At 55.6% G+C, this 22,001-nt stretch carries 12 protein-coding genes; 9 read left to right on the top strand and 3 right to left on the bottom strand.

Annotated features, from left to right (window positions below):
* Positions 1-541: 541 nt before the first annotated feature.
* From dsrA to HQL52_01640, 3 genes are read left to right on the top strand one after another with little or no spacing between them, the layout of a single operon-like run.
* Entirely contained in the window at positions 542-1,825 is a 1,284-nt protein-coding gene (gene dsrA, locus HQL52_01650; protein MBF0368134.1) for a dissimilatory-type sulfite reductase subunit alpha, read from the top strand.
* Positions 1,826-1,884: 59 nt separating this feature from the next.
* A complete protein-coding gene (gene dsrB, locus HQL52_01645) occupies positions 1,885-2,958 on the top strand; it encodes a dissimilatory-type sulfite reductase subunit beta (GenBank protein MBF0368133.1) in 1,074 nt (357 codons plus the stop codon).
* Positions 2,959-2,995: 37 nt separating this feature from the next.
* Positions 2,996-4,888, top strand: coding sequence for an FAD-dependent oxidoreductase (locus HQL52_01640; protein MBF0368132.1), 1,893 nt, complete (start codon positions 2,996-2,998; stop codon positions 4,886-4,888).
* A gap of 365 nt (positions 4,889-5,253) precedes the next feature.
* Here the strand turns inward: HQL52_01640 and HQL52_01635 are convergent, their stop codons facing one another.
* Positions 5,254-5,469 carry a hypothetical protein gene (locus tag HQL52_01635; protein ID MBF0368131.1) on the bottom strand — a complete coding sequence of 72 codons (216 nt, stop codon included), beginning with the start codon at positions 5,467-5,469 and terminating at the stop codon, positions 5,254-5,256.
* Positions 5,470-5,562: 93 nt separating this feature from the next.
* Here HQL52_01635 and recQ point away from each other — a divergent pair, with 93 nt between their 5' ends.
* The 5 genes from recQ to HQL52_01610 all read left to right on the top strand — a co-directional run bounded on the left by recQ (position 5,563) and on the right by HQL52_01610 (position 14,923).
* A complete protein-coding gene (recQ, locus tag HQL52_01630; GenBank protein ID MBF0368130.1) occupies positions 5,563-7,506 on the top strand; it encodes a DNA helicase RecQ in 1,944 nt (647 codons plus the stop codon).
* 386 nt (positions 7,507-7,892) lie between these two features.
* Entirely contained in the window at positions 7,893-9,845 is a 1,953-nt protein-coding gene (locus HQL52_01625) for a hypothetical protein (protein ID MBF0368129.1), read from the top strand.
* Positions 9,826-11,673 carry a hypothetical protein gene (locus tag HQL52_01620; protein MBF0368128.1) on the top strand — a complete coding sequence of 616 codons (1,848 nt, stop codon included), beginning with the start codon at positions 9,826-9,828 and terminating at the stop codon, positions 11,671-11,673. The genes HQL52_01625 and HQL52_01620 overlap by 20 nt, the downstream gene beginning before the upstream one ends.
* Positions 11,674-11,727: 54 nt before the next feature.
* On the top strand, positions 11,728-12,738 hold the full coding sequence (locus HQL52_01615) for a hypothetical protein (protein ID MBF0368127.1): 1,011 nt from the start codon (positions 11,728-11,730) through the stop codon (positions 12,736-12,738).
* 511 nt (positions 12,739-13,249) lie between these two features.
* Positions 13,250-14,923, top strand: coding sequence for a hypothetical protein (locus HQL52_01610; GenBank protein ID MBF0368126.1), 1,674 nt, complete (start codon positions 13,250-13,252; stop codon positions 14,921-14,923).
* 335 nt (positions 14,924-15,258) lie between these two features.
* Here the strand turns inward: HQL52_01610 and HQL52_01605 are convergent, their stop codons facing one another.
* A complete protein-coding gene (locus HQL52_01605; protein MBF0368125.1) occupies positions 15,259-16,170 on the bottom strand; it encodes a diguanylate cyclase in 912 nt (303 codons plus the stop codon).
* A gap of 3 nt (positions 16,171-16,173) precedes the next feature.
* Positions 16,174-20,523 carry a PAS domain S-box protein gene (locus tag HQL52_01600; protein ID MBF0368124.1) on the bottom strand — a complete coding sequence of 1,450 codons (4,350 nt, stop codon included), beginning with the start codon at positions 20,521-20,523 and terminating at the stop codon, positions 16,174-16,176.
* 169 nt (positions 20,524-20,692) lie between these two features.
* Between HQL52_01600 and HQL52_01595 the strand changes: the two genes are divergently transcribed.
* Positions 20,693-21,895, top strand: coding sequence for a DUF935 family protein (locus HQL52_01595; protein MBF0368123.1), 1,203 nt, complete (start codon positions 20,693-20,695; stop codon positions 21,893-21,895).
* Positions 21,896-22,001: the final 106 nt, after the last annotated feature.

Below are 22,001 nucleotides of genomic sequence, written 5' to 3'. Positions count from 1 at the left end.
CGGCTACCAGCTTGGCAAATATCGCCAAAATTCGGATTCGACATGATCGGCTGTCGTGGCCGGATCCGGTGTGGGTTAATTGGATTGATGGCTGGATATGTCTGTTTTAATGCAAAGGGTGTGCCGGGCTCTTTTGTGTTTGAATTTAATGATATATTTCAATGTATTGCAAGATTATATCTATTGCCTGAGCAGAGGGGGAAGAGGGGGTGAGGGGGCAAAATGGACCAGGGTGGGGCTGATTTTTCCGGTTTGGTCAGGGGAAGGGAGGGGGCTGGGGAAGGGGTGAGTCACGATTCTGAAGAGGTGTCGGGTGGTTGCTGGATACAGGATCTCTTCTCATGATTAATTTATTTTATTCTTATATTTGCAAAATTAAATTAGAATATCGTTATTTTCATATTGTCTGAGGGCCAATCCCCAGGTAAGATCCCCTGAATTTGTCTGAATTTTGTTTCGTAATCCGAGAGAGAAGCGTTCCGGATAGAGGGAGAAGTTGGCGGTCCCCAGTCCGCCAAGAGACGATCTAGAGGAGTGTCACATGACCCAGAATGCCCAGAAACAGCCTTTGAACACCCCGATGTTGAACGAATTGGAGTCCGGTCCCTGGCCGAGCTTCGTGACCGATCTGAAAAATTGGTCTGAGACGCGTCCCCAAGTGGGTCAGCTTCTCAATCAGCTGGAAGAGTCTTATCAAAACCGTTGGAACTATTGGCAGGGCACCATCCTGAACGTGCCTGGCTACGGCGGCGGCGTGATTGCGCGTCTCTCCGAAAAGGCGGATAAATATCCTGACATCGCCCAGTTCCACACCATCCGCATCATTGAGCCTTCCGGCTGGCACTATTCCACCGCTGCCCTGCGCAACCTGGCTGACCACAGTGAAGAATTTGGTGCAGGCATCCTTCAGCTCCACGGCATGAGTGGCGACATTCTGCTCTTGGGCTTTGACAACGAAAACACCTTCAAAGCCTCCGAAGCGCTGATGAACGACGGTTGGGATATGGGTGGCTCCGGTGCCGCCATGCGTACCCTGCAGTGCTGTGTGGGTCCGGCCCGCTGTGAGATGGCTTGCTACGACACCCTGAAAGCCACCAAGCACATCACCGACACCTTCATTGAGTATCTCCATCGTCCCGAGTTCGTCTACAAGTTCAAATTCAAACTCTCCGGTTGCGCCAACGACTGCGCCAACTCCATGCAGCGCTCCGACATGCCCCTCATGGGTACCTGGCGCGGGCCGATGCAGGTCAATCAGGAGAAAGTGGCTGAGTTTATCGATGACAAGGGTATCAAATATCTCATCGACAACGTCCTCACCCGCTGCCCCACCAACTGCCTCTCCGTCGACACCGACAAAAAAGAGCTTTTGGTTGACAACGACGAGTGCGTCCGCTGCATGCACTGCATCAACGTCATGCACAAGGCCCTGAAACCCGGTAAGGATCGTGGCGTAACCGTGCTGTTGGGCGGCAAGCGTACCCTGATCGTGGGTGACACCCTGGGTTCGGTGCTGGTGCCCTTCATGAAGTTGGAAACCGACGAAGACTTGGTGGCCCTCACCGACTTCATTGATCGGATTTGGGAATTCTGGAACGACAACGGTATGGATCACGAGCGGATTGGTGAGTTCATCAAGCGCGTTGGTATGGCCACCTTCCTCAAGGGTGTTGGCATTGAGCCCGACGTACAGATGGTCCGCGCCCCCCGTACCAGCACCTACATCAAGTTCGAGGAGCTGGCTCCCGGCCGTTTCGATGGAGAGCAGAATCAGGATCCTCCCGTCTGGAACCGTGAAGTGGAATCCACCGAGGCGGCCTCCTGATTCCAGGGGTACCGAATCGGTTAGCCAGTATTCATGAACATTAAGAGGACTGAGAAAACATGAGCAATACGCAAATGGCACCTCGGGATCAAGGTGCTCCCGACTATACCAAAATGCTCCATCCTGCCATGACCGCGAACTATGGCAAATGGGACTATCATGAGCGGGTTCGTCCCGGCGTTCTGGTGCATGTAGCCGAGAGCGGCGACAAGCTCTATACCGTACGTGGTGGTTCCCCCCGGACATTGAGTGCAGCCACTGTCCGCCATATGTGTGACATCGCTGATAAATATTCCAAGGGCTTCATCCGTTTCACCACCCGCAGCAACGTCGAGTTTTTGTGTGACGACGAAAGCCAGCTGGATGACCTGATCAATGCCGTCGAAAAGGAGCTGGGCTTTCCCATCGGTGGTACCGGTCCTTCGGTCTCCAACGTGGTCTGCACCCAGGGTTGGCTCCACTGCAACCTGCCTGGCTCCGACGCCGCTGGTGCGGTGAAGGCGCTGTTGGATGAGTTGATCGACGACTTCAAGAACGAAAATCTCCCCAACCGGGTGAAAATTTCCACCTCCTGCTGCCAGATCAACTGCGCCAGCCAAGGGGATATCTCCATCATCGTGCAGCACCATCATCCCCCGCGCATCGACCACAACAACATGCAGATCTGTGAGTTGCCCAAGGTGGTCGCCATCTGTCCGGCTGCGGCGATTCGTCCGACAGTTGTGGACGGCAACCAGACCGTTGAGGTGGTTGAGGAAAAATGCATGTATTGCGGCGCCTGCCACGGCCAGTGCCCCAGCATGGAAATCCGCGACTCCGATACCGACACGCTCTCCATCTGGGTGGGTGGTAAAATGGCCAACACCCGCGGCGGCCCTGCCCTGCAAAAGCTGGCTGTTTGGGGTCTGCCCAACAATCCTCCCCGTTGGCCCGAAGTGGGTGAGGCGGTGAAGAAGATCATCGAGGCCTACAGAGAAGGTGGTAAGCCTTGGGAGCGGATCGGCGAGTGGATCGATCGGATTGGCTGGCAGCGTTTCTTCGAAAAGACCGGCTTCCCCTTCACCCGCTACCACATTGACGATGGCCCAGAAGCCCTTCAGACCCTGAACCGGTCAAGCCACGTCCGCCTCTGATGCCCAAGCGCCTTAAATACCGGAGGAATTTGCAGCAATGAGTAAAGAAACAACTATCCTCAAGAGGCAGTCTCGGGAAGACGTGGAGGCCGGGCTGAAGTTGCCGGATGCGGAGGAGATCATCGTCCGCAACGCCCGAAGCTATAAATGCCCCACATACGTCCAACGTATGCCCCCTTGTCGTAACGAATGTCCTTCCAGTGAGGATATTCGTGGCTATCTGACGTCCATCGCTCAGGCGGACATGTTCAAGACTCCCATCGAGGATGCCTTGGACAAGGCGTGGTACACCCTGACCGATAAAAATCCCATGCCGGCCATCCATGGTCGGGTCTGCCCACACCCTTGCGAATCAGGATGTAACAGACAGCACATGGAAGATGGGGCCGTTGCCATTAACAACATGGAACGGTTGATCGGCGATCACGGGATTGACCGTGGGTTGAAACTCAAGATGCTGACCGATGAGAAGAAGGGCAAGAAGATTGCCGTCATCGGTTCCGGTCCCACGGGTCTCTCCTGCGCTTATCAGCTGGTTCGCAGGGGCTATGACGTCACCATTTTCGAAGCCTTCGAAAAGGGTGGCGGTATGCTGCGTTACGGCATCCCCTCCTACCGTCTGCCCGAAAAAGTCCTTGATGCTGAAATCCAGAACATCTTGGATCTGGGCGTTGAGATCAAATACAACACCCGCGTGGGTCGAGATATCTCCTACCAGGATCTCAAAGACCAGTACGATGCCGTCTATCTGGGCATCGGTGCACACAAGGGTACCAACCTGAACGTTGAAGGTGAAAATTCCGCCAACGTTTTTACGGGTGCTGGATTTCTCAACCGGGTCAATACCGGTGCACAAGTGGAAATCGGCGCTCGGGTGGTGGTGATCGGTGGTGGTGACTCCGCCGTTGACGCCGCCCGCGTTTCTCTTCGCCTTCACTCGGATAACGAAGAAGCCTGGGAAAAGGCTGAAAAGAGTGGTGATACTGCGGCCATGGAAGCGGCCAGCAAGGCGATTGATGAGGAAGTCGAACGCTCTGGAGCCACCATCGCTGCTGAAAAGCCCGCCATGGACTCCGCCCGGGTGGCCAAACGGGTTTCCAAATATTCCCAGGTCACCATCCTCTATCGCCGTACCCGGGAAGAGATGCCCGCCATCTCCAAGGATGTGGATGAGGCGGTTCACGAGGGTATCAAGTTTGAGTTTCTCTCTGCACCCATCGGTTTCGAGACCGAAGGGGGCCGGGCCACCGCCATCAAGTGCATCCGCATGGAGCTGGGTGAGCCGGACAAGTCCGGTCGTCGCCGCCCGGTACCCATCGAAGGTTCCGAATTCACCCTGCCGGTGGATACCGTGATTGTTGGTATCGGTCAGGTGCCGGAGCTGGAGCAGGGGATGGAAGACCTTGCCAACAAGTGGGGCTTCATTGGTGCCAGTTCCACCATGCAGACCAAGGAAAACGGCATCTTTGCCGGTGGTGATGTGTTGGGACTGGGTATCTCCACCCGCTCCGTGGGTCAGGGCCGTATCGCTGCCCGGGCTATTGATGGTTACCTTAAAGGGAAAAGATATCAACTTCCCCACAAGGGCCGTCCGGTGCGTCATACGGAAATGCGCTTGGGCATCTATCCGGCTGCTCCTCGTAACGAAGAGAAGCAGATCCCGGTGGAAGAAGCGACCAAGGATTTCCGGGAGATCAACCAAACCCTCAGCATTTCCGAGGGAATCGCTGAAGCCAAGCGGTGCCTCTCCTGTGGTCTCTGTTTTGTCTGTGACCAGTGTCGGATCTACTGTCCTCAGGAAGCGATCCATCGCAACCTGAAGCGGCCCCAGGGTCGTGTGATGTTTACCGATTACACCCGCTGTATCGGTTGTCACATCTGTCAGGAAGTCTGCCCCTGCTCCTATATCCAGATGGGTATGGGTATGTAATCTGTAAGATGTAGCAAGACTCTTCGGGGGGGCTGATCACCGGCCCCCCCGAATATCCCCCCGGCTTTTCCTGTTTGACCGACGTTTTTTTCCAGCCTCTTCTTTTTCAACTCCCCTGAAATATAGCCGTGCCAACGGAAAAGGCGCACCTGCTGAACCGGTACGCCAAAAACCGTGGGAGCCTATAGGATGTGGTGAGCAACGCGAACCGCATCCATCAAGGCTGATGGGTCATGTGACCTTGATGGATGTGGTGAGCAGCGCAAACCACATCCATCAGGGCTGATGGATTATTTTCTCCTGGAACAACCCTGTAAGCGTTTATTCTGTCTTTTTCAGAAAAGTGTCATCCAGCAGAAGAGGCCTTACTCCTCTTCCTTGGTCAACTCTCTGCCGTGGGCAAGCCAGACCGCAAAGGTCTCCATAGCTCCCTTCAGCTCCCGGGCTTCCCGGGATTGCAGGATCTCCTCGGTTTCCACTTCCAGGTCGAAATCCGCTGCCAACTCCTGGATCAGACGTGTCTCGGCATCTTGAATGGTTTTTTTCGCATCCGTCAGAATTCGATCGATTCCACAGACCATGTTAGGCTCCCTTGTTTGATCATTGTGACGCGCTATCGTAACATAAAGGTTTAACGACATCCTCCTGTTCTTTTATCTTTTCCGGTGCTCTTCGTGTCTCACGTAACCAACCAGCTCCATCCAGCCGATTCTTCCGCCCTCACCTGCCTGAATACCGTTTTTGGTTATGAGGCCTTTCGGGGTGATCAACAAGCGGTCATCGACCATCTCATCGGGGGAGGGGATGCCCTGGTGTTGATGCCGACGGGGGGGGGGAAATCTCTCTGCTATCAGATACCGGCTCTCGTCAGGCCCGGTATCGGGGTGGTGGTGACCCCCTTGATTGCGCTTATGCGGGATCAGGTGAACGCCCTCAGGCTGGCCGGGGTGCGGGCCGCCTGTATCAATGCCACCCAAACCAGCGAGGAGCGCTGGCAGGTGATCCAACGGGCCTCCCAGGGGGATCTCGATCTTCTGTATGTGGCTCCGGAGCGGCTCACCCGGGAAACCTCCCTCGATTTTCTCGCGGGGCTTGATGTTGCCCTGTTTGCCATTGATGAGGCCCATTGTGTCTCCCAGTGGGGCCATGATTTTCGTCCCGATTATATGGGGTTGGGGGTGTTGGGGGAGCGTTTTCCGGGCGTACCCCGCATCGCCTTGACCGCCACAGCCGATCCCCGCACCCGGGAGGAGATTGTGGAGCGGCTGGGTTTGGGGCATGCCCGGGTTTTTCTCGGTGGATTTGACCGCCCCAACATTCGCTATCACGTCGCTCCCAAGGATAATGCCCACAAGCAGCTGCTTGCCTTTTTAAAGGGGGAGCATCAGGGGGAGTCCGGTATTGTCTATCGCATCTCCCGGAAAAAGGTGGAGGAGACCGCTCGGTGGTTGGTGGATAAGGGGTTCAATGCCTTTCCCTACCATGCCGGATTGCCCGGGGAGGAGCGCCAGCTGCATCAGGATCGTTTTTTGAAGGAGGAGGGGGTGGTGATGGTGGCCACCATCGCCTTTGGCTTGGGCATCGATAAGCCGGATGTGCGTTTTGTGGCGCATCTGGATCTGCCCAAAAGCCTGGAGGCCTATTATCAGGAAACCGGTCGGGCGGGGCGGGATGGTGAACCGGCCAACGCCTTCATGATCTACGGCATGCAGGATGTGGCGACCCTGGGATTTTTTATCGATCAATCGGTTGCTGGCGAGGAGCAGAAGCGGCTGGAGCGGCAAAAGCTCTCCACATTTTTGGGCTATTGCGAAACCATTCGCTGCCGTCGCCAGGTGTTGCTGGAATATTTTGATGAGGTGTTGGCCGAGCCTTGCGGCAACTGTGACACCTGCCTGGAGCCGGTTGAAGGGTGGGATGGTACGCGGGAAGCGCAGATGGCTCTCTCCTGTGTCTATCGCACGGATCAGCGTTTTGGGGTGAACTATCTGGTGGATGTGCTTCGGGGGGTGGAAAATGATCGGGTGGTTTCGTTTCGCCACCACCGTCTATCCACCTACGGCATCGGTAAGCATTTGGGAGCCAAGGCGTGGCGCTCCATCTTTCGGCAGTTGGTGGCAGCGGGGTTTTTGCGGGTCGATTATGAAGGCCATGGGGGGCTCAAACTGGAGGAGTCCTGCCGCCCGGTGCTCAAGGGGGAAAAACAGGTGAGGTTGCGGAAGGATCCTGTTCGCACCCGGAAAGCCAGAGCCTCCGGGGCGGCGTTTGATTCATCGGGAAAACCAACCGCCTGGAAGTCCAGGAATTCTGAGACGGCGTTTGATTCTTCAGAAAGCGCAACCCTTTGGGAGCGGCTGCGGGAGATGCGTCTGAGGATTGCCAAGGAGCAGGAAGTGCCTCCCTACGTCATTTTTCATGATGCCACCCTCCGGGAAATGATCCACCATATGCCAAAATCTTTGGATGAGATGGCTGGAATTCCGGGGATTGGGGCTTTCAAACTGAAACGCTATGGAGAAGTTTTTTTAAAGCTGCTCAACCTTTCCGAGGAGAGGGCTCCCCCAGGGAGAGATCCGGTGAAGGCCAAAGGTGATCCTGATCTGTCGTCGGAGTTCTGACTTGTCCATTGGTGAGCGGCTGACTGGTGGCAAGGGGGCGTTTTGCAGAAGAGGTGAAAAGCGGTTTTGGAATCGTTTTATCCTGGCGGGAAAAGGGTGTATGCTTGATTGCTGGGAGGGGTTGGATTTTTTGTATCATTCATATCGTTGGGTTGGACCGTTTTGACTGGATCAACGGGTTCATCCCATTCTTGCCATATCCACTGAGACCTCGTTGCCAATTGGTGAGCTGACTCAACTGGATCGACCCATCCCTTGGGCTTCCTCGACAGCTGTTTTTTTCACTGCCAGTTGGGGATTATTTATCGGCCATCGGCAAGCTTGGGTTCCTCATCATGGCAAATCCCACAGATTTATCGCCTTCCCCCGAGAGCGGAAGTAACCCCGTGGCACTGGCCAGACAGGCCCTGCTCCAGGAGCCGGGGCATCTCTCCATGGGCTTGCTGTTGGGGTTGGACCAAACCGTCCGGCAGAGTCAAAAGGGGGAGGGAACCCCGGAGAGCCGGAAACAGATGGCCGCAGCCGCCAAGGAGGCCCGGGAGCTTTTGGTGGATGCCAGCCAGCTCTATGACCTCTCCCCGGTCTGTCGGGAAATCCTTCAGGCTGCCAATAAATTTGGTGATCAGGGCAATTTAAATACCAAGCTTGAGCTGCTGCGCAAGGCGGTGGCTTTTTCCGGTTCACCGGTCTCTCCGGCTCTGCGCCGATTGTTGGGCGAAACCCTGGCGGAAAAAGCCATCAACTCCGTGCGCTCTCTCCTGGGGGATGGCAAAGATGGGGGCAAACTGGAGCAGGCCCATCTGCCTCTGCTCACCACAGCACTCACTCAACTGGAAGAGGCCAGCCGCTTAAAGCCCAAAGATCCAACCATCGAGTCGGCCCTCACCAAAGCCCAGCGGTTTGTTGCGGAATTGGGTGCTGCCGGGAATGATGGCAAAGGTGCCGGGAGCGCCCCCAAAGCCAAGGGCAACTGGAGTGGAGAGCCACTGGCGCTGCCCTCCCCGGAAGCCGCCCTGCTGAAATCCTTTTCCGGAAAAAAACAGAAAAGCAAAACCTACCTGCTTACCCTTCTGCTGGCGGTCTGCCTGGTGGGGGTGGTGCTGTTTAAATATGAAGCCATTCGTCCACAAAAAATATTGAGCCTGGTGACCGGCGAAGTGGCCATGGGTGAAGGGGGGCCGGTGGCGGTTGAGGCCACGGCTGATGGTGAAAGCCAAAGCTCCGGGGTCGGCAACGCCGCTTCCGGAGCAGCTTCGAGTCCGGGGGCTGACTCCGGGCAGATGCCAGGGGGCTCGACTGTCGGGGGTGGGGTGGATATGGAGATTCCTGCTCCCCGGGATGGCCTCACCTCTGAGGAAGCGTTGGCGCGCATTGAGGATCTGGGGGTGAAGGTGCCGGAGGGGGGTGGCGGTGCTGGTTCAGGGTCGACCGGGCCTGCCGACGCTTCCCCAGGGATGGCTTCGGCTGGAGGCGCTTCGACTGCCACGGATGGTGCCCCTGAGATACCCGCTCCCCGGGATGGGATTTCCACAGAAGAGGCGTTGGCCCGCATCGATGAGATGGGGGTGAAGGTGCCTGGTGAGGGAGGGGCTGGCGGTTCCAGTTCTGGGGCTTCAGCTGCTGGAGATGCTGCCGCTTCGGTGTCGGGTGTCGGTGCTTCGGGGAGTGATTCTGGCATACCCGCTCCCCGTGACGGAATGTCCACCGATGAAGCGTTGGCCCGTGTGGATGAGATGGGGGTCAAGACGCCGGGCGTTGCCACTGGCGATGGGGGTGGTTCTGCCGGTGCAGGGGCTTCCGTATTTTCCTCAACCTCTGCTGGCGCTTCCGCTACTTTGAGTGCCGGGGCTGCCGGGAGTGCCCTGGTAGCTGAAAGTGCTTCAGGGGGGGAGCGTGGTGTCAGCAGGAGTGGCAGTACGGGGGGAGTCGTCTACCAAACCCGAGCGCTTTCTGCCCAGGAGGCCGCAGCCCGCCAACAAAAATGGACGCCCCTGATCGATTCTGCCGTGCGTATCCATCTGGATACAGAGACCTTCCAGCAGCTCTATCTCAAATCCATTGACGGCGAGTCTGTCCGGGCCATCCGTACCCCGGATGATTATCTGCCCCCCATGGAGATTCCCCTCTCTGCCATCACCACTATTGAGCCGCTGGCCGATCCTCTGGTGCTTTATGTCGACCGGCGGGTTCGGGTCAAACTCAAACAGGGTTTCACCAAAAAAGGGATCCTGAGAAATACCGATCCGGAAATGCTCTATCTGGAAAAAAAGATTTTTGGTGGCTTCCTACAATTCGAAATAGAAAGGGAGAACGTGGAAGATGTCCGCCTCGCCTCCTGATTTTCCAACCGGAACCGAACCTCCTGCAAAACCGATCCCCACCGATCCGGTCGATAGCCCCAAGGGGGATGGGGGGGTGTTGGCACCCATTAAAAAGCGCCACATTTTCGGCATTGGACTCCCCAAGCGAGATCAAAAAATTACCCTCGTTTGGGTGCCGGGGCGCTATAAAATGCAGCTGCCCGGGGCCGAGGAACTCAGCCAGCGTTGGAATCGCCAGTTTGAAGCCGGGGAGATGGCGACTCTTTTGGGGGATATCGCGGCTTATCTGACCAAGATGCTCAAAGCCTCCAATCTCACCCTGGAGGAGCGGTCCAATCGCCTTAAAATGGCCCTGCTCTACGCCTTCCCGGTGATGGAAAACATCTATTTTCGTTATCGCAAAAAGGTCACCATTCCCGCCAGCGATGCCTATTCCGCCATGCTCAACGGGGCCATCCAGGCTGCGGAGGCTCTCCTGAAGGGCTATGGCAATCTGTTCGATCTCTATTATCGCCGTCCCAACTATCGCTATGCCAAAATACGCGACCAGGTGCCTGAAACCGCCTTTCACATTCTGGAGCTGATTTGGTTGCTGCAACACCTCAACGGCCTGCTCTATCGCAACCTGCCTCCGGTCTATCTGGGGATGGCCAACAAGCTCTATTTTATGCTCAGGAGCTATGAATCGGTGGAGGAGCGTTACCATCACCTCTCCTCATCCGGGCTCGGCCTGGAGACCGGTCTTGCCGGTTTCAGCGTGCCTCATTTGGGTACTGACAGCTTCGAGTCTCTCTATATCAAGATCCAGCTGTGGTCCATGCTCGATTCACAGCGCTGGTCTCCCAGTGATCTGCATTTCTTGACGGCCTTTTTGGAGAGCCATAAAAATCAGGTCCGGATTGATCCCTGTGACGGACAAGCGCCTGGCAAAGGGGAGGCTCTCATCGCTTTTGGACAGGAAATTCCACCTGTTTTGGGTCAGGGTGAGCCTGGCAAAAAACGGGATTATCTTTTCAGCCTGGAGGCAATCCGCAACGTTCTGGAGGGGTATCTCAAAGGGGGTTTGGGGGAGGTGTCGGGTGGGGGAAATGGTGTCACGGAAGGGGAGCCCCTCTTCAGACTGCATCCCATGGAGCGGCCCCACCTGTTGCAGGGGCTGAAACGGGATTTTTCTCTGGGAAGCGTTGGCATCAAACGGCCCCATTTCCGCAAGGATCCCGATCTTCACCTCTTTTTTGGCTTTATGAACGCCTACGCCATGATTCGCAACCGGAGGGAAAAGGGGGCGGAAAAATTTCGTGAAGAGTCCTCCTTTCATCTCACCCTGGCCCGTTCCTCATCGGTGCTGACCAATGTGGAGGATAAGCGGGATCTGGAGGAGATCAACCAGTGGCAGATCGATCCCGAGGTGACGGGGCGGGGAGAGATTCAGCTGCACCTGATCGAGGGCTACGCCACCCGACCTTTTCGTATCGGCACCATGGTCGCCTTTGCCCGTCCCCCTGACTACACTTTCAGCGTGGGCTACGTTTCCCGGATCGTTCGGGAAGAGGAAAATTTGGTCGATTTTTCGGTGCGTCTTTTGAGCGCCGACTCTCAGCCTTCGCTCATCCATCGGCTTTTTGAGGAAGATGAAGCGGGGGATCCCCTGAAAATCATTCACTTCAGAAAGGGCAAGCGGATGTTTTGTCTCTATCCCCGTCTGCCGGGCTATCATCCCCTGTTGCGGATGGGAGAGACCGTTTCGATCCCTTTTAACGATAAACACTATAAGTTCAAACTCGGTCAAATCACCTATGGGGGGCCGGAAATCATGATTCGGGAACTGTTGCCACCGGAACGCTAACCCCCGGTACATATTTTTCCCGAAGCCCCTTTTGACATCAGGAGCCTTATTGATATGAACCCCGATGCCCCCCCCGAGGAGCCCCAATCCCCCCCGGTGGAATCGCCTGCCGAGGCATCTCCTCCCAAGGTCTCCCGCCGGGAAGAGAGCCACTCCGAGGCTTCCCGCCCGGTGAAGGTTTCTGATGAGGAGTTGTTTCCCGAATATGAAGGGGACCGTTTTATCCCCAAGGGGGAGGTGGGTAACTTTATCACCGACAAGTTGGGACTCTCCGGCGACCGCTATCAGTGGGATTTTATCCTCTATGTCGAAGCCCTGATTTTGACCATAGCGAGCCTCTATGTGGGGTTTATGTTTATCGCCCCTAAAGCCGGAACCTTGGCGCTGTTTTTGATAACCGGGGCCATGACCCCCCGCATGAACCAAATTCTCGACCTCAACCGTCACCACATCTGGGTGGAAAAAAAATCTCCCCTGGTGGCCAATTGGCGCACCTTTACCGCCATCATGTCCATCGCCATCGGGGTTTTCGTGGGGTGGCTGTTGATGGGGTCGGTGATTGAAACCGGCACCTTGGAATCGGAGCTGGGGGAAATCTTTGCCGTTGGGCCTTTGGGAAGTGCCTTTTTGGAGTGGCGGTTTGAATCCAGTCTGATTTTACTCGGTCATGTGGTGGGTTTTTTGGCCGCCCTGCTGTTGGCTTTTCTCTATAAAACCTTCGGTGCGATGTTGGTGATCGTTCTCAATGTCAGTTTTTGGGCGATCTCCCTGATTCGTTTGATCCATGGTGATTTGGCGGCGGGGGAGTCCCTGACGGTATTCAGCTATGCCGGGGCTTTTGCCACCTTTTTTCCCCATCTTTTCTTCATGTGTGCTGCCTACGTCCTCACCTGCCTGGTGGCGATTTTTCTCTCCAAGGGATTGGTGCGCTATCGGCTGAAGGAGAGACGGCTTTTGAAGGTCTTTTTGGGGGTGATGCCTCTGGCCCTGGTGGCTTTTGTGGCCCTCGCTGTTTCAGTCTCCCTGCAGATCTATTATGTCCCCTGGATGTTGACACTGTTGTAGTCAATTCCCGGAAAACGATCTGTTTTGCAGTCACTTCGTAGGCGCTTTCCCGGTAGCGCGTACCTGCTGAAGAGATGTTTCTCCAGTAGGATTTTTCCCCTGCCTCAGGGTGGGGCAGGTTTCCTCCCGGATGGATGTTGTGTCTCTCGGCTATTTTTCCACCTCCCCGGTTTGGTCATGTTATGATGGATCTTCAATCGTGATATTCCCCTTGATCCCAATGGATCCCCATGTCTCCTTCGATCCCAGCCAAAAGAGCGTTCAGCGTTAGAAGTTTTTCCCATCTTCCGATTTTGCTGGTTTTTCTGGACTGTCCCACAGATGATTCCAACCCCGACCACACCCGCCATCGCCAAAAGAAACTGTGGGCGGTGGGGGCTGTTCAGGAGGGGTGATGGTGGCTCTCCCTTTTCTGAAGTTTTCAGGTAGGCTGAGAGATTCCGGGAGGGGGAGGTTTCTATCTCTTCCTTGGTATGGGTTTCTGCTGCTCTCTTGGCTGATGGTGGGGAGCTTGGTTTGGCCCTTTCAGGAAGCCCAGGGGGAGGAGGGGTTGGCATGTCGTGCAGATTCCCAGTGCCCGGTGGATCAAGCCTGTCTGATCAACCAGTGCCAACTCCCTCCGCTCTATCTGTTTCTTTTTACCCACACCGAAGATCACATCAATCACACTCTGAGCGAAGAGCGTTTTCAAAGGCTCCTGCCCACAGTCACAGACTTGAGCCGTGATTATCCCGATCTTACGCCATCCTGGACCCTGGCATTTATGGGGGCGGACGCTGAAACCCTGGCAGAGCGTCACCCTGAAACCGGCTTGCTCAAGGTTTTGCAGGGGGAGGATGCTTCCCAGGGGGGTGTTCTCCATTTTGGTTACCACGGCGCTCACGAACCCACCTATACCAACAATGCCCTGACTTCCCTGGAGGGAGATCAGGCCGATTGGGAGCGCACGGTGCAAGGGGCGCTGGCCTATCTGACCCTGGGCAAGGATCCTCTCTTGGGAGGGGTGGATCCCAGTCGTACGGGAGGGGTCAAAAAGGTCGAAGAGGTGTGGGGAGAGATCCAGGTGGTGAGTGGTCTGGCTCTCGACCAGGCCCTGGTTTTTACCCTGGATCGGTTGCTGGGGGATTTTGTCATGTTCGGCTTTCCCGACCACGGCCCCCTCTCCAATCCAGACTATGGGGCGGCTCTCAAGCGCCTGATCTCTCGTCTGACCCCGGAGCACCGCACCCCTGCCGGGCTCTTTTGGATGAACGGCCACCTGCGTATCAACGACGGCAACCCCCTGGATGGGGTGGGGGCGTTAAACCTGATCGAAAGCAGTGAAACCCTGGCCGGGGAGTTGGCGCTCCTTGATCCGGCCCGGCTCCAGGTGATCAACGCCCATCTGGCCAGCAAATATCTCTACGCCAAGGAGAGCCCCACCGACTATGCCTACGATCACCCCGAAGCCCCGGAACTGACAGAGGCCGATCTTTGGAGCGAGGAGGCGCGGGAGGGGCGTTATCAGACCACGGCTGCCAATCTGAAATATTTGGCTGCTGAGATGCTTTCCGGGATGGATGGCAGCCGATTTGTCTCCCCTCGGGATTTGGTGGACCTTTTCGTCGATGAATCGGGGGAGGAAATTCCCCTGGAGCGTGTGGAGAGAGTGGCCCGCGCCCTGTTGCAGACGGTAGACGGGGCTTTGCCCGATTTTGTGGTGGCCCGGGGATACTATTATTCTCTGGCGGAGTGTTGGTCGTTGTTGGTCCAGGCCCTGGCCACCTATGACAAACTGGGGGAGCTGCCCGATGGGGTTTTGCTAAAGCCGGTCTATGGGCCTCTTGCCAGCACGCCGGCCATCTCCCAATCACGGCTTGTGGCGATGTCGGATCTTTTGCAGGCGGCTCAAGGGGAAAGCCTCAAACTGGAAGCGGGTTCTGGCTTTCCCATGCCCCAAAACATCATTCCTGCCCAGGTGACGCTCCCGGGGGGGAATATCAATGCCGCTGAATATCTACAGGCTGTGGCCCGGGTGTTGGTGCGAATCAGCGAATGGTCCCCAGAGAGCGAGTCAGGCCTGGGGGGGATGGTGCGGGTGGCGCCACTTGCGGGGGTGGCTGGAATTCATGAGCTGCTGGTGGCTGTTCAGGAGCCCCGCTATCCCGGTACCAGCTGGACATTGAAGCCCGCCAGGCACCGATAAAAGCCAATACCGTTAGGCGATGATCCCTTCATCTGTTTAATTAGGGCCTGTTAACACTTGAGGTGAAGATCGCGTTTTTGCATATAGCAGTTCTATCTCAAAATTGGACACTCTTCCCTGACTCGTCATCCCCGCGAAGGCGGGGATCCAGTGAGCTGATGATTGCCCTCAAGGAAAAAACCAAATCTTCAAGAAAGGCCGGTATTTTGCTGAAAGTGATGCAAGATTTGGAAAGGTTTGCGCCACACTCCCTGGATTCCTGCATTCGCGAGAATGACGGTAAAAATGCAACGGCATATGTCCAATTCTTGATTCGAATGGCTATACCAGTTTAATCAGGAAACCAGGCGGTTGCGGCCCTGCTCCTTGGCCAGATAGAGATTTTTATCAGCGAATTCGATCAGCTCCTGAGGGGTGTTTGTCTGGGAGGGAATCGCCGTGGCAAGCCCCAGACTCAGGGTGACATGGTCGGCGGCTGCAGAGTAAATATGGGCAATTTTTTGTTCCACAACCTGACAGCGCAGTTTTTCACCGAGTAGAACCGCCCCCTCTCGACCGGTTTCCGGAAGCACACAGACAAACTCTTCCCCCCCATAGCGCGCCAAAAGATCTGCCGGACGATCCAAAGTATCCTTCAACGTGGTGGCGATACGGCGCAAGGTGTCGTCCCCTGCCAGATGGCCATAATGGTCGTTATAAGGTTTGAAACAGTCGATATCCATCATGATGAGGGATATTTCGGAGTGGGAACGCACAGCGCGATTCCACTCCTGGTTTAAAAACTCTTCGAAGCGGCGGCGATTGGCGATGCCGGTCAGTCCGTCGATGGCGGAGAGATTTTTATAGTGATCCCGTAGCGCTTTCAGTTCCAGATGATTGCGGACTCTCAAACGCACGATGTAGGGATTGATGGGCTTGGTGAGATAGTCAATTCCTCCCAACTCCAAGCCGACGGTTTCGTGCTGCTCCCGATCCAGGGCGGTAATGAAAATGATCGGAATTTCCTGGGTGCGGGGATCCGCCTTGAGTTTGGTGCAGGTTTCATAACCGTCCATCTCCGGCATCATGATATCCAGGAGAATGAGGTCTGGTAGTTGTGTTTTGGCGGTCTCCAGGGCATCGGGTCCGTTGGTGGCATAGAGAATCCGATGATCCTGGCGAAGTATTTCGCTCAAGATGCGCACGTTGTTGGGGGAATCATCGACCACCAAAATGGTCTGCTTGGGGAGTTTTTTGTATACGTCCATGAGTTACCGGGATAAAGCTTCCAGTTGCTGGATGAGATCGTTCAAGGGTTTCAAGGCGCCATCATGGTCCAGCTGATGAATGCTGCTTTCAAGCCTGTCCAGAAGTACTTGAAAGCGGGGATCTGCCTTGAGCTCTTTTTTGAGGAGTTCCAGGTGACTGTCAGTCTGCATATCCCGGGCTGCGAGAAATATGGCCAGTTCCCGTGAGCGACACAAGGACTCTTCAATATCGATGGTGTTTTCGGAATGGTTCCCTTTCACTTGCGTCGGAGTGGTCTGTTCGTTGTACCCGACCAGGATATGAGCCGACTGCTCCAGAGCAGCCAGGTTTGTATTCAATCGGGGCAACTTGTCAGCGGCCATTTCAGCTTTTCCCTGCCACAAAATATCTTCGATTTGGCCAGCGGTTGTTGCGAGATCCATGGCGGCGATATTGGCTGCCGAACCTTTCAGACCATGGGCCAGGGAGAGGGCTGTTTCGGTATCTTCCTGGTTGAGGGCTTCTGCCAGTGTTTTGTAGAGCCCCTGGGCCTCTTTGGCAAAATCAGTGATGATGCGAGCCAGAAATGTGTGATTGCCCTCACACCTCTGTAGGCCTCGGGGGATGTCGATGCCTGGCAGGTGATCGGGGAAGGTGGGATGATCATCTCCGGGAGCGGTGGCCTTGTCGGGGGTGTTTTCGGTCGATTCTGTCCTTTCATCCCTCTGATTGCTGGGGGTGACCCATCTGCTGAGGGTGTCGAAGAGCGCTTTGATTTCCAGGGGTTTGGCGATATGGTCGTTCATGCCAGCCTTGAGGCAGCGTTCCACATCCTGGGTCATGGCGCTGGCGGTCATGGCGATGATCGGTAGCTCCTGAAATTTCCCATGGCTGCGAATGATCCGGGTGGCCTCGAAGCCATCCATTTCCGGCATCTGGATATCCATGAGTACCGCATCAATCAGTTCCCCGGACATCTCCATGGTTTCCACCGCTTCCCGACCGTTTCGGGCCAAGGTGACGCGGATTCCCCGGCGGGTCAAAATTTCCTGGGCCAACTCTTGATTGGTCTTGATATCCTCCACCAACAATATTTGGGCACCCTCAAACATCATCAGCCCCTGGAGTGTTGCCTGGGGGGGGAGTGCGGGTATCGCATCCGTTGCACCCTGCTCGAATACATTCAGGATGGCGTTGAACAGCGTGGAGAGACAGACCGGTTTGCTTAAAATTCCCGCCAATCCCATATCCTTGGCCGGTCCCATCACCACATTTTGTTTCAAGGCGGAGGCCATCAGCAGAATGGGGGGCTGGGGAATATCTGTCAGCTCTCGGATGGTGCGTGCGATCTCCAAGCCGTTTTCAGCCCCCATCAGCCAATCCACCAGGATCAGTTCATAAGGGCCTTCCCCAACTTGCATCCCCCGCTGCAGCTCACCAATCGCCTTCTCTCCCGAACCGACAGTCTGGCAGAAAAAGCCCAGGGAGGTGATGAATTTTGCCAATATGTCCCGGGAGGTGGGGTTATCATCCACTACCAGGATCCGCAATCCTGAAAGCTCTGCTGGCGTATTGAAACGTTTTTCATCCCCTTGGAGTTGACAGGGAAAACGGGCCGTGAAGGAGATCGAGGTGCCTTGTCCCGGTTCGCTTTGGATATCGATATGCCCCCCCATCATCCCCACCAGATTATTACAGATGGAGAGCCCCAAACCCGTTCCGCCATAGCGACGGGTCGTGGAAGCATCGGCCTGCTGGAAGGGTTCCAAAAGCCGCTTGACCTGCTCCGGGTTCATACCGATACCGGTATCCCGGACCGTAAAGGAGAGGAGGGTTTTGTTGGGAGCGGTTTCCACTTGGGTGATGGAAAGGACGATTTCACCCCGTTCGGTAAATTTAATGGCATTGCCGCAAAGATTGGAGAGCACCTGTCCCAAGCGGGTGGCATCTCCCACCAGATCCCGGGGAAGATCGATTGGGGCGGAGACCAATATTTCGATCCCCTTGCTGTCTGCCTGGGCCAGGGTGGTGTCAATCAGCTGGTTGAGCACCTCCTCCAGGTTAAAGGGGGCACTTTCCAGCTCCAACTGTCCCGCTTCGATTTTGGAAATATCCAGAATATCGTCGATGATACGCAGCAGGGATTTGGCGGAAAGATCGATCTTGTTGAGATAATTTTTTTGCTGCTCTTCAAGCTCGGTCTGGCGCACCAGATAGCTCATGCCGATGATGGTGTTCATGGGGGTGCGGATTTCGTGGCTCATGTTGGCCAAAAATTCCCCCTTGGCCCTGTTGGCTGCCCGAGCCGCTTTTTCGCTCATGCGCAGGGCATCTTCCATCTGCTTGTTTTCAGTCACGTCTCGGGCCACCACAACGATGCCACCAACCGTGCCATCCGTTTCCAGATGGGGAAAATAGGAGACATCCATCCACAAGCGACCCGTTCCGGAAAAATCAAACCAGGCCTGATAGTGGACGGTATTTCCAGCCAGGCATTTCTCCAGATTTCCCTTGATGTTCTCAAAAATGGCCTCGCCAAGGAGTTCAATGACCGAATGACCGACAATCTCCTCCCGTTTTTTGGCGTGGTGACGGAGGTAGGCGTCATTCACAGCCAGATAGACCAGATTTTGATCAAGAAAGGACATGTGGTCCGTTGAGGCGGAAACGATGCTGGCATAGCGACTCAGGGTCTCTTCAGCCTGTTTGCGTGCAGTGAGGTCATTATAGATAGCGACGATTTCACCGGATTCCAGTTTGTAAACATCGTTTTCCAGCCAACTCTTAAGATTGTCGTCAGTATAGTAGGTGATGGGATGATGGGTGGGTTTCCCCGTGCGATGGACCTTCTGAAAGACCTGAAACAGGCCGAACTCCTTGACTCCAGGAAAGGCCTCGGTCACGCGTCGGCCCAGTACGTCCTCGCGTTTGACATTGCTGATGGCTTGGCCTGACTTGTTGAGGTCTTTAATAACGAAATCTTCCCCATCATTGACCGGTTCGTAGATCGCTACACCACTGACCATGGTGTCGAACAGCATGCGAAAGCGCCGTTCACTGGTTCTCAAGGCGTTTTCGGTTCGCTGGTGGGCTTCCGCCTCCCGCAAGCGGAGAATGGTTTCTGATATTTGGTGGGAAAGGGTGGTTAAAAATTGAATCTCCAGATCATCGAACTGCTCGGTATGCCGGGAGAGGAGATTGAGCACACCAAAAGGAATCCCTCGGTTTTTCAGAGGGAGGGAGATCACTGAGGCAAACCCCCACTGACGCGCATCCTTCCGATAGGCTGCAAACAGCGGATCCTGGAAAATATGGTTGGTCAGAGCTGGCATCCCGGTCAGGAGGGCCATCACTCCGGGTTCCCAATCCTGGCTACGGGATTTCCAGGCCCCTTGCATGGCTTCGAAGGCCTTTTTTTCCAAGCCGTAAAGGGCAACGGGAATGGTCTGTCCACCAGCTTCTCTTTCGGCAAATTCCACCCAGGCCACCATAAAATCAGCCTCTTCGACGATGGCTTGGCAAAACTGGTTCAGCGTTTCCGCTTCCTGGGTGGCAGAGGCTAAAATTTCAGAAAAGTGGTAACGGGTTCGCAGAATACGATTGGCTTGAGAGAGTTTTTTTTCCGCCTGTTTGCGTTGGGTGTCATCTTCCTGAACCCCAACGAAATGGCTGATTTTTCCCTCACTGTCCCGGACGCCTTTGATGGAGATCGATGCCCAGTAAAGTTCTCCCGATTTTTTTTTGTTGAGAAATTCTCCGCGCCAATCCTTGCCCGACAGGATCTGCTGCCAAAGTTGGGTATAGACAGCCGGTGGGTGCTCTCCCGACTTGAGCAGATTGGGGTTTTTTCCCATCACCTCCTGGGGGCTGTAGCCGGTCAATTCCGAAAAGCGGGGATTGACATAATCGATGCGTCCCTGGGTATCGGTAATGATGACCGATACCGGGCTCTGCTCCACGGCACTCGACAGTTTTTTCAGCTCCAACGCCTGCTTTTCCAGCTTGGCCAGGCTCTCATGGGCAATGCCCAGCACAAAGGCGGTGACCCAGATGGTGATGAGGGCGTAGAGTCGGTTGGTGAGCACCACCCAGGGGACGCCCCCCTCGGGGGAGTGGAGATAACCTACCAGGGTCAGGAGGGAGGAGAAGAGGGCCAACCAAAGGATGTGGCGGCGTTTAGGATACCACCAGCCGGTAAAGACCACCGGCACATAAAGCACACCACCCGCCACCCCCAGGGGCAGCAGCAGATCCAGAGCGAGACCGGCGGCGGCCAGGAGTGTCGTCAAAAACACTTGGCTGATTTGGATGCTTTCGGGGCCGCTGGAAGTGGCTTTTGAATGGACGGCCGGGGTGGTGGATGGTGATGCCATCTCTTAAAGTCCCCAGATGGATTTTTTTTGGGTCATTTTAACAGAAAAGCGGTAGTTGCTGAAGTGCTTCTCATTCTCCTGGGGGTTCGGTTGATTTTAGGATAGCGGTCAGATTTCTGCGAAGTGTGTGTTTTTCGCTCATTTTTTTGACCTCTACAGGAGTTGCCCCATGCCTAAAACAACCAAAGCCCCCCAATCTCACCTGTTCCAAGAGGTGGCCACCACCAGCGATGGACGGGATATCACCCGAGGTTATGCCGTCTTTCCCGGACTGATGACCCCCCAGGACTCGGTCCTGCAGGATCGGGGAGGGGATTATGCCGTTTATGAGGAGATCCTTCGGGACGATCAGGTCGCCTCCACCTTCCAACAGCGCCGATTGGCCGTCACCTCATCGGAGTGGGAGGTGATTCCCGGGGCCGAGGATGCTGAAAGCCTGAAAGCCGCTGATTATCTGCGTGAGAGCCTGGAGCGGATTGGCTGGGACAATGTGACCGACAAGATGCTCTACGGGGTTTTTTATGGCTTTTCAGTGGCGGAGTGCCTCTGGGGGCGTGAAAATGACTTGATTGTTTTGAATGCAGTCAAGGTGCGCAAGCAGCGTCGTTTCGCCTTTGCCACTTCCACTTCGGTCGGTAACCCTGAACCCGCTGGAGGGTTACGGCTTCTCACCCTGGACAATTCTCAGGGAGAGGCGCTGCCCGAGCAAAAATTTTGGCATTTTCGAACCGGTGCCGATAACGACGATGAACCCTACGGCCTGGGGCTGGCCCACTGGCTCTACTGGCCGGTCTTTTTTAAACGCAACGGCATGAAACTTTGGCTGGTTTTTATGGATAAATTTGGCATGCCGACGGCCCGTGGCACCTATCCGACCCACGCCACGGAAGATGAAAAACGCAGGCTCCTGGAGGCGCTTCGAGCGATTCAGACCGATTCCGGCATCATCGTGCCTGAAGGGATGCGGGTGGAGTTGATCGAGGCGGCCCGTTCCGGGAGTGTCAGCTATGAGGTGTTTTTGGATCGGATGAACGCTGCCATCGCCAAGGTGGTCCTCTCCCAAACCCTGACCACTGATGCCGCAGGGGGGCAGTATAAATCCGATGTTCATCAAGCGGTGCGCAACGAGGTGGTGAAGGCGGATTCCGATTTGGTTTGTGCCAGCTTCAACAACAGCGTGGTCCGCTGGCTCACCACTTGGAATTTTCCCAAGGCATTGCCACCCAAGGTGCGCCGCCGGGTGACCCAAGAGCCTGATCTGCGCCCCCGGGCCGAGCGGGATCGGATTCTCTATGACATGGGATTCAAACCCAGCCTGGATTATGTGCGCAAAACCTATGGGGAAGCGTGGGAGAGCCGCGTCGAGAGTTGAACTGAAAGGATTTTCTTATATTCCCAAACCCAATCGCTCCTCCTGTACCGATCACCGGCAGGGATGGGGCGGTCGGTTGGGTTCCCCCCCCGAAGAGGTGTTGCAT

The organism is Magnetococcales bacterium (assembly GCA_015232395.1).
GTDB lineage: Bacteria > Pseudomonadota > Magnetococcia > Magnetococcales > JADFZT01 > JADFZT01.
The sequence above is the reverse complement of the archived record's forward strand: the minus strand, read 5'-3'. Positions and strand labels throughout refer to the sequence as shown.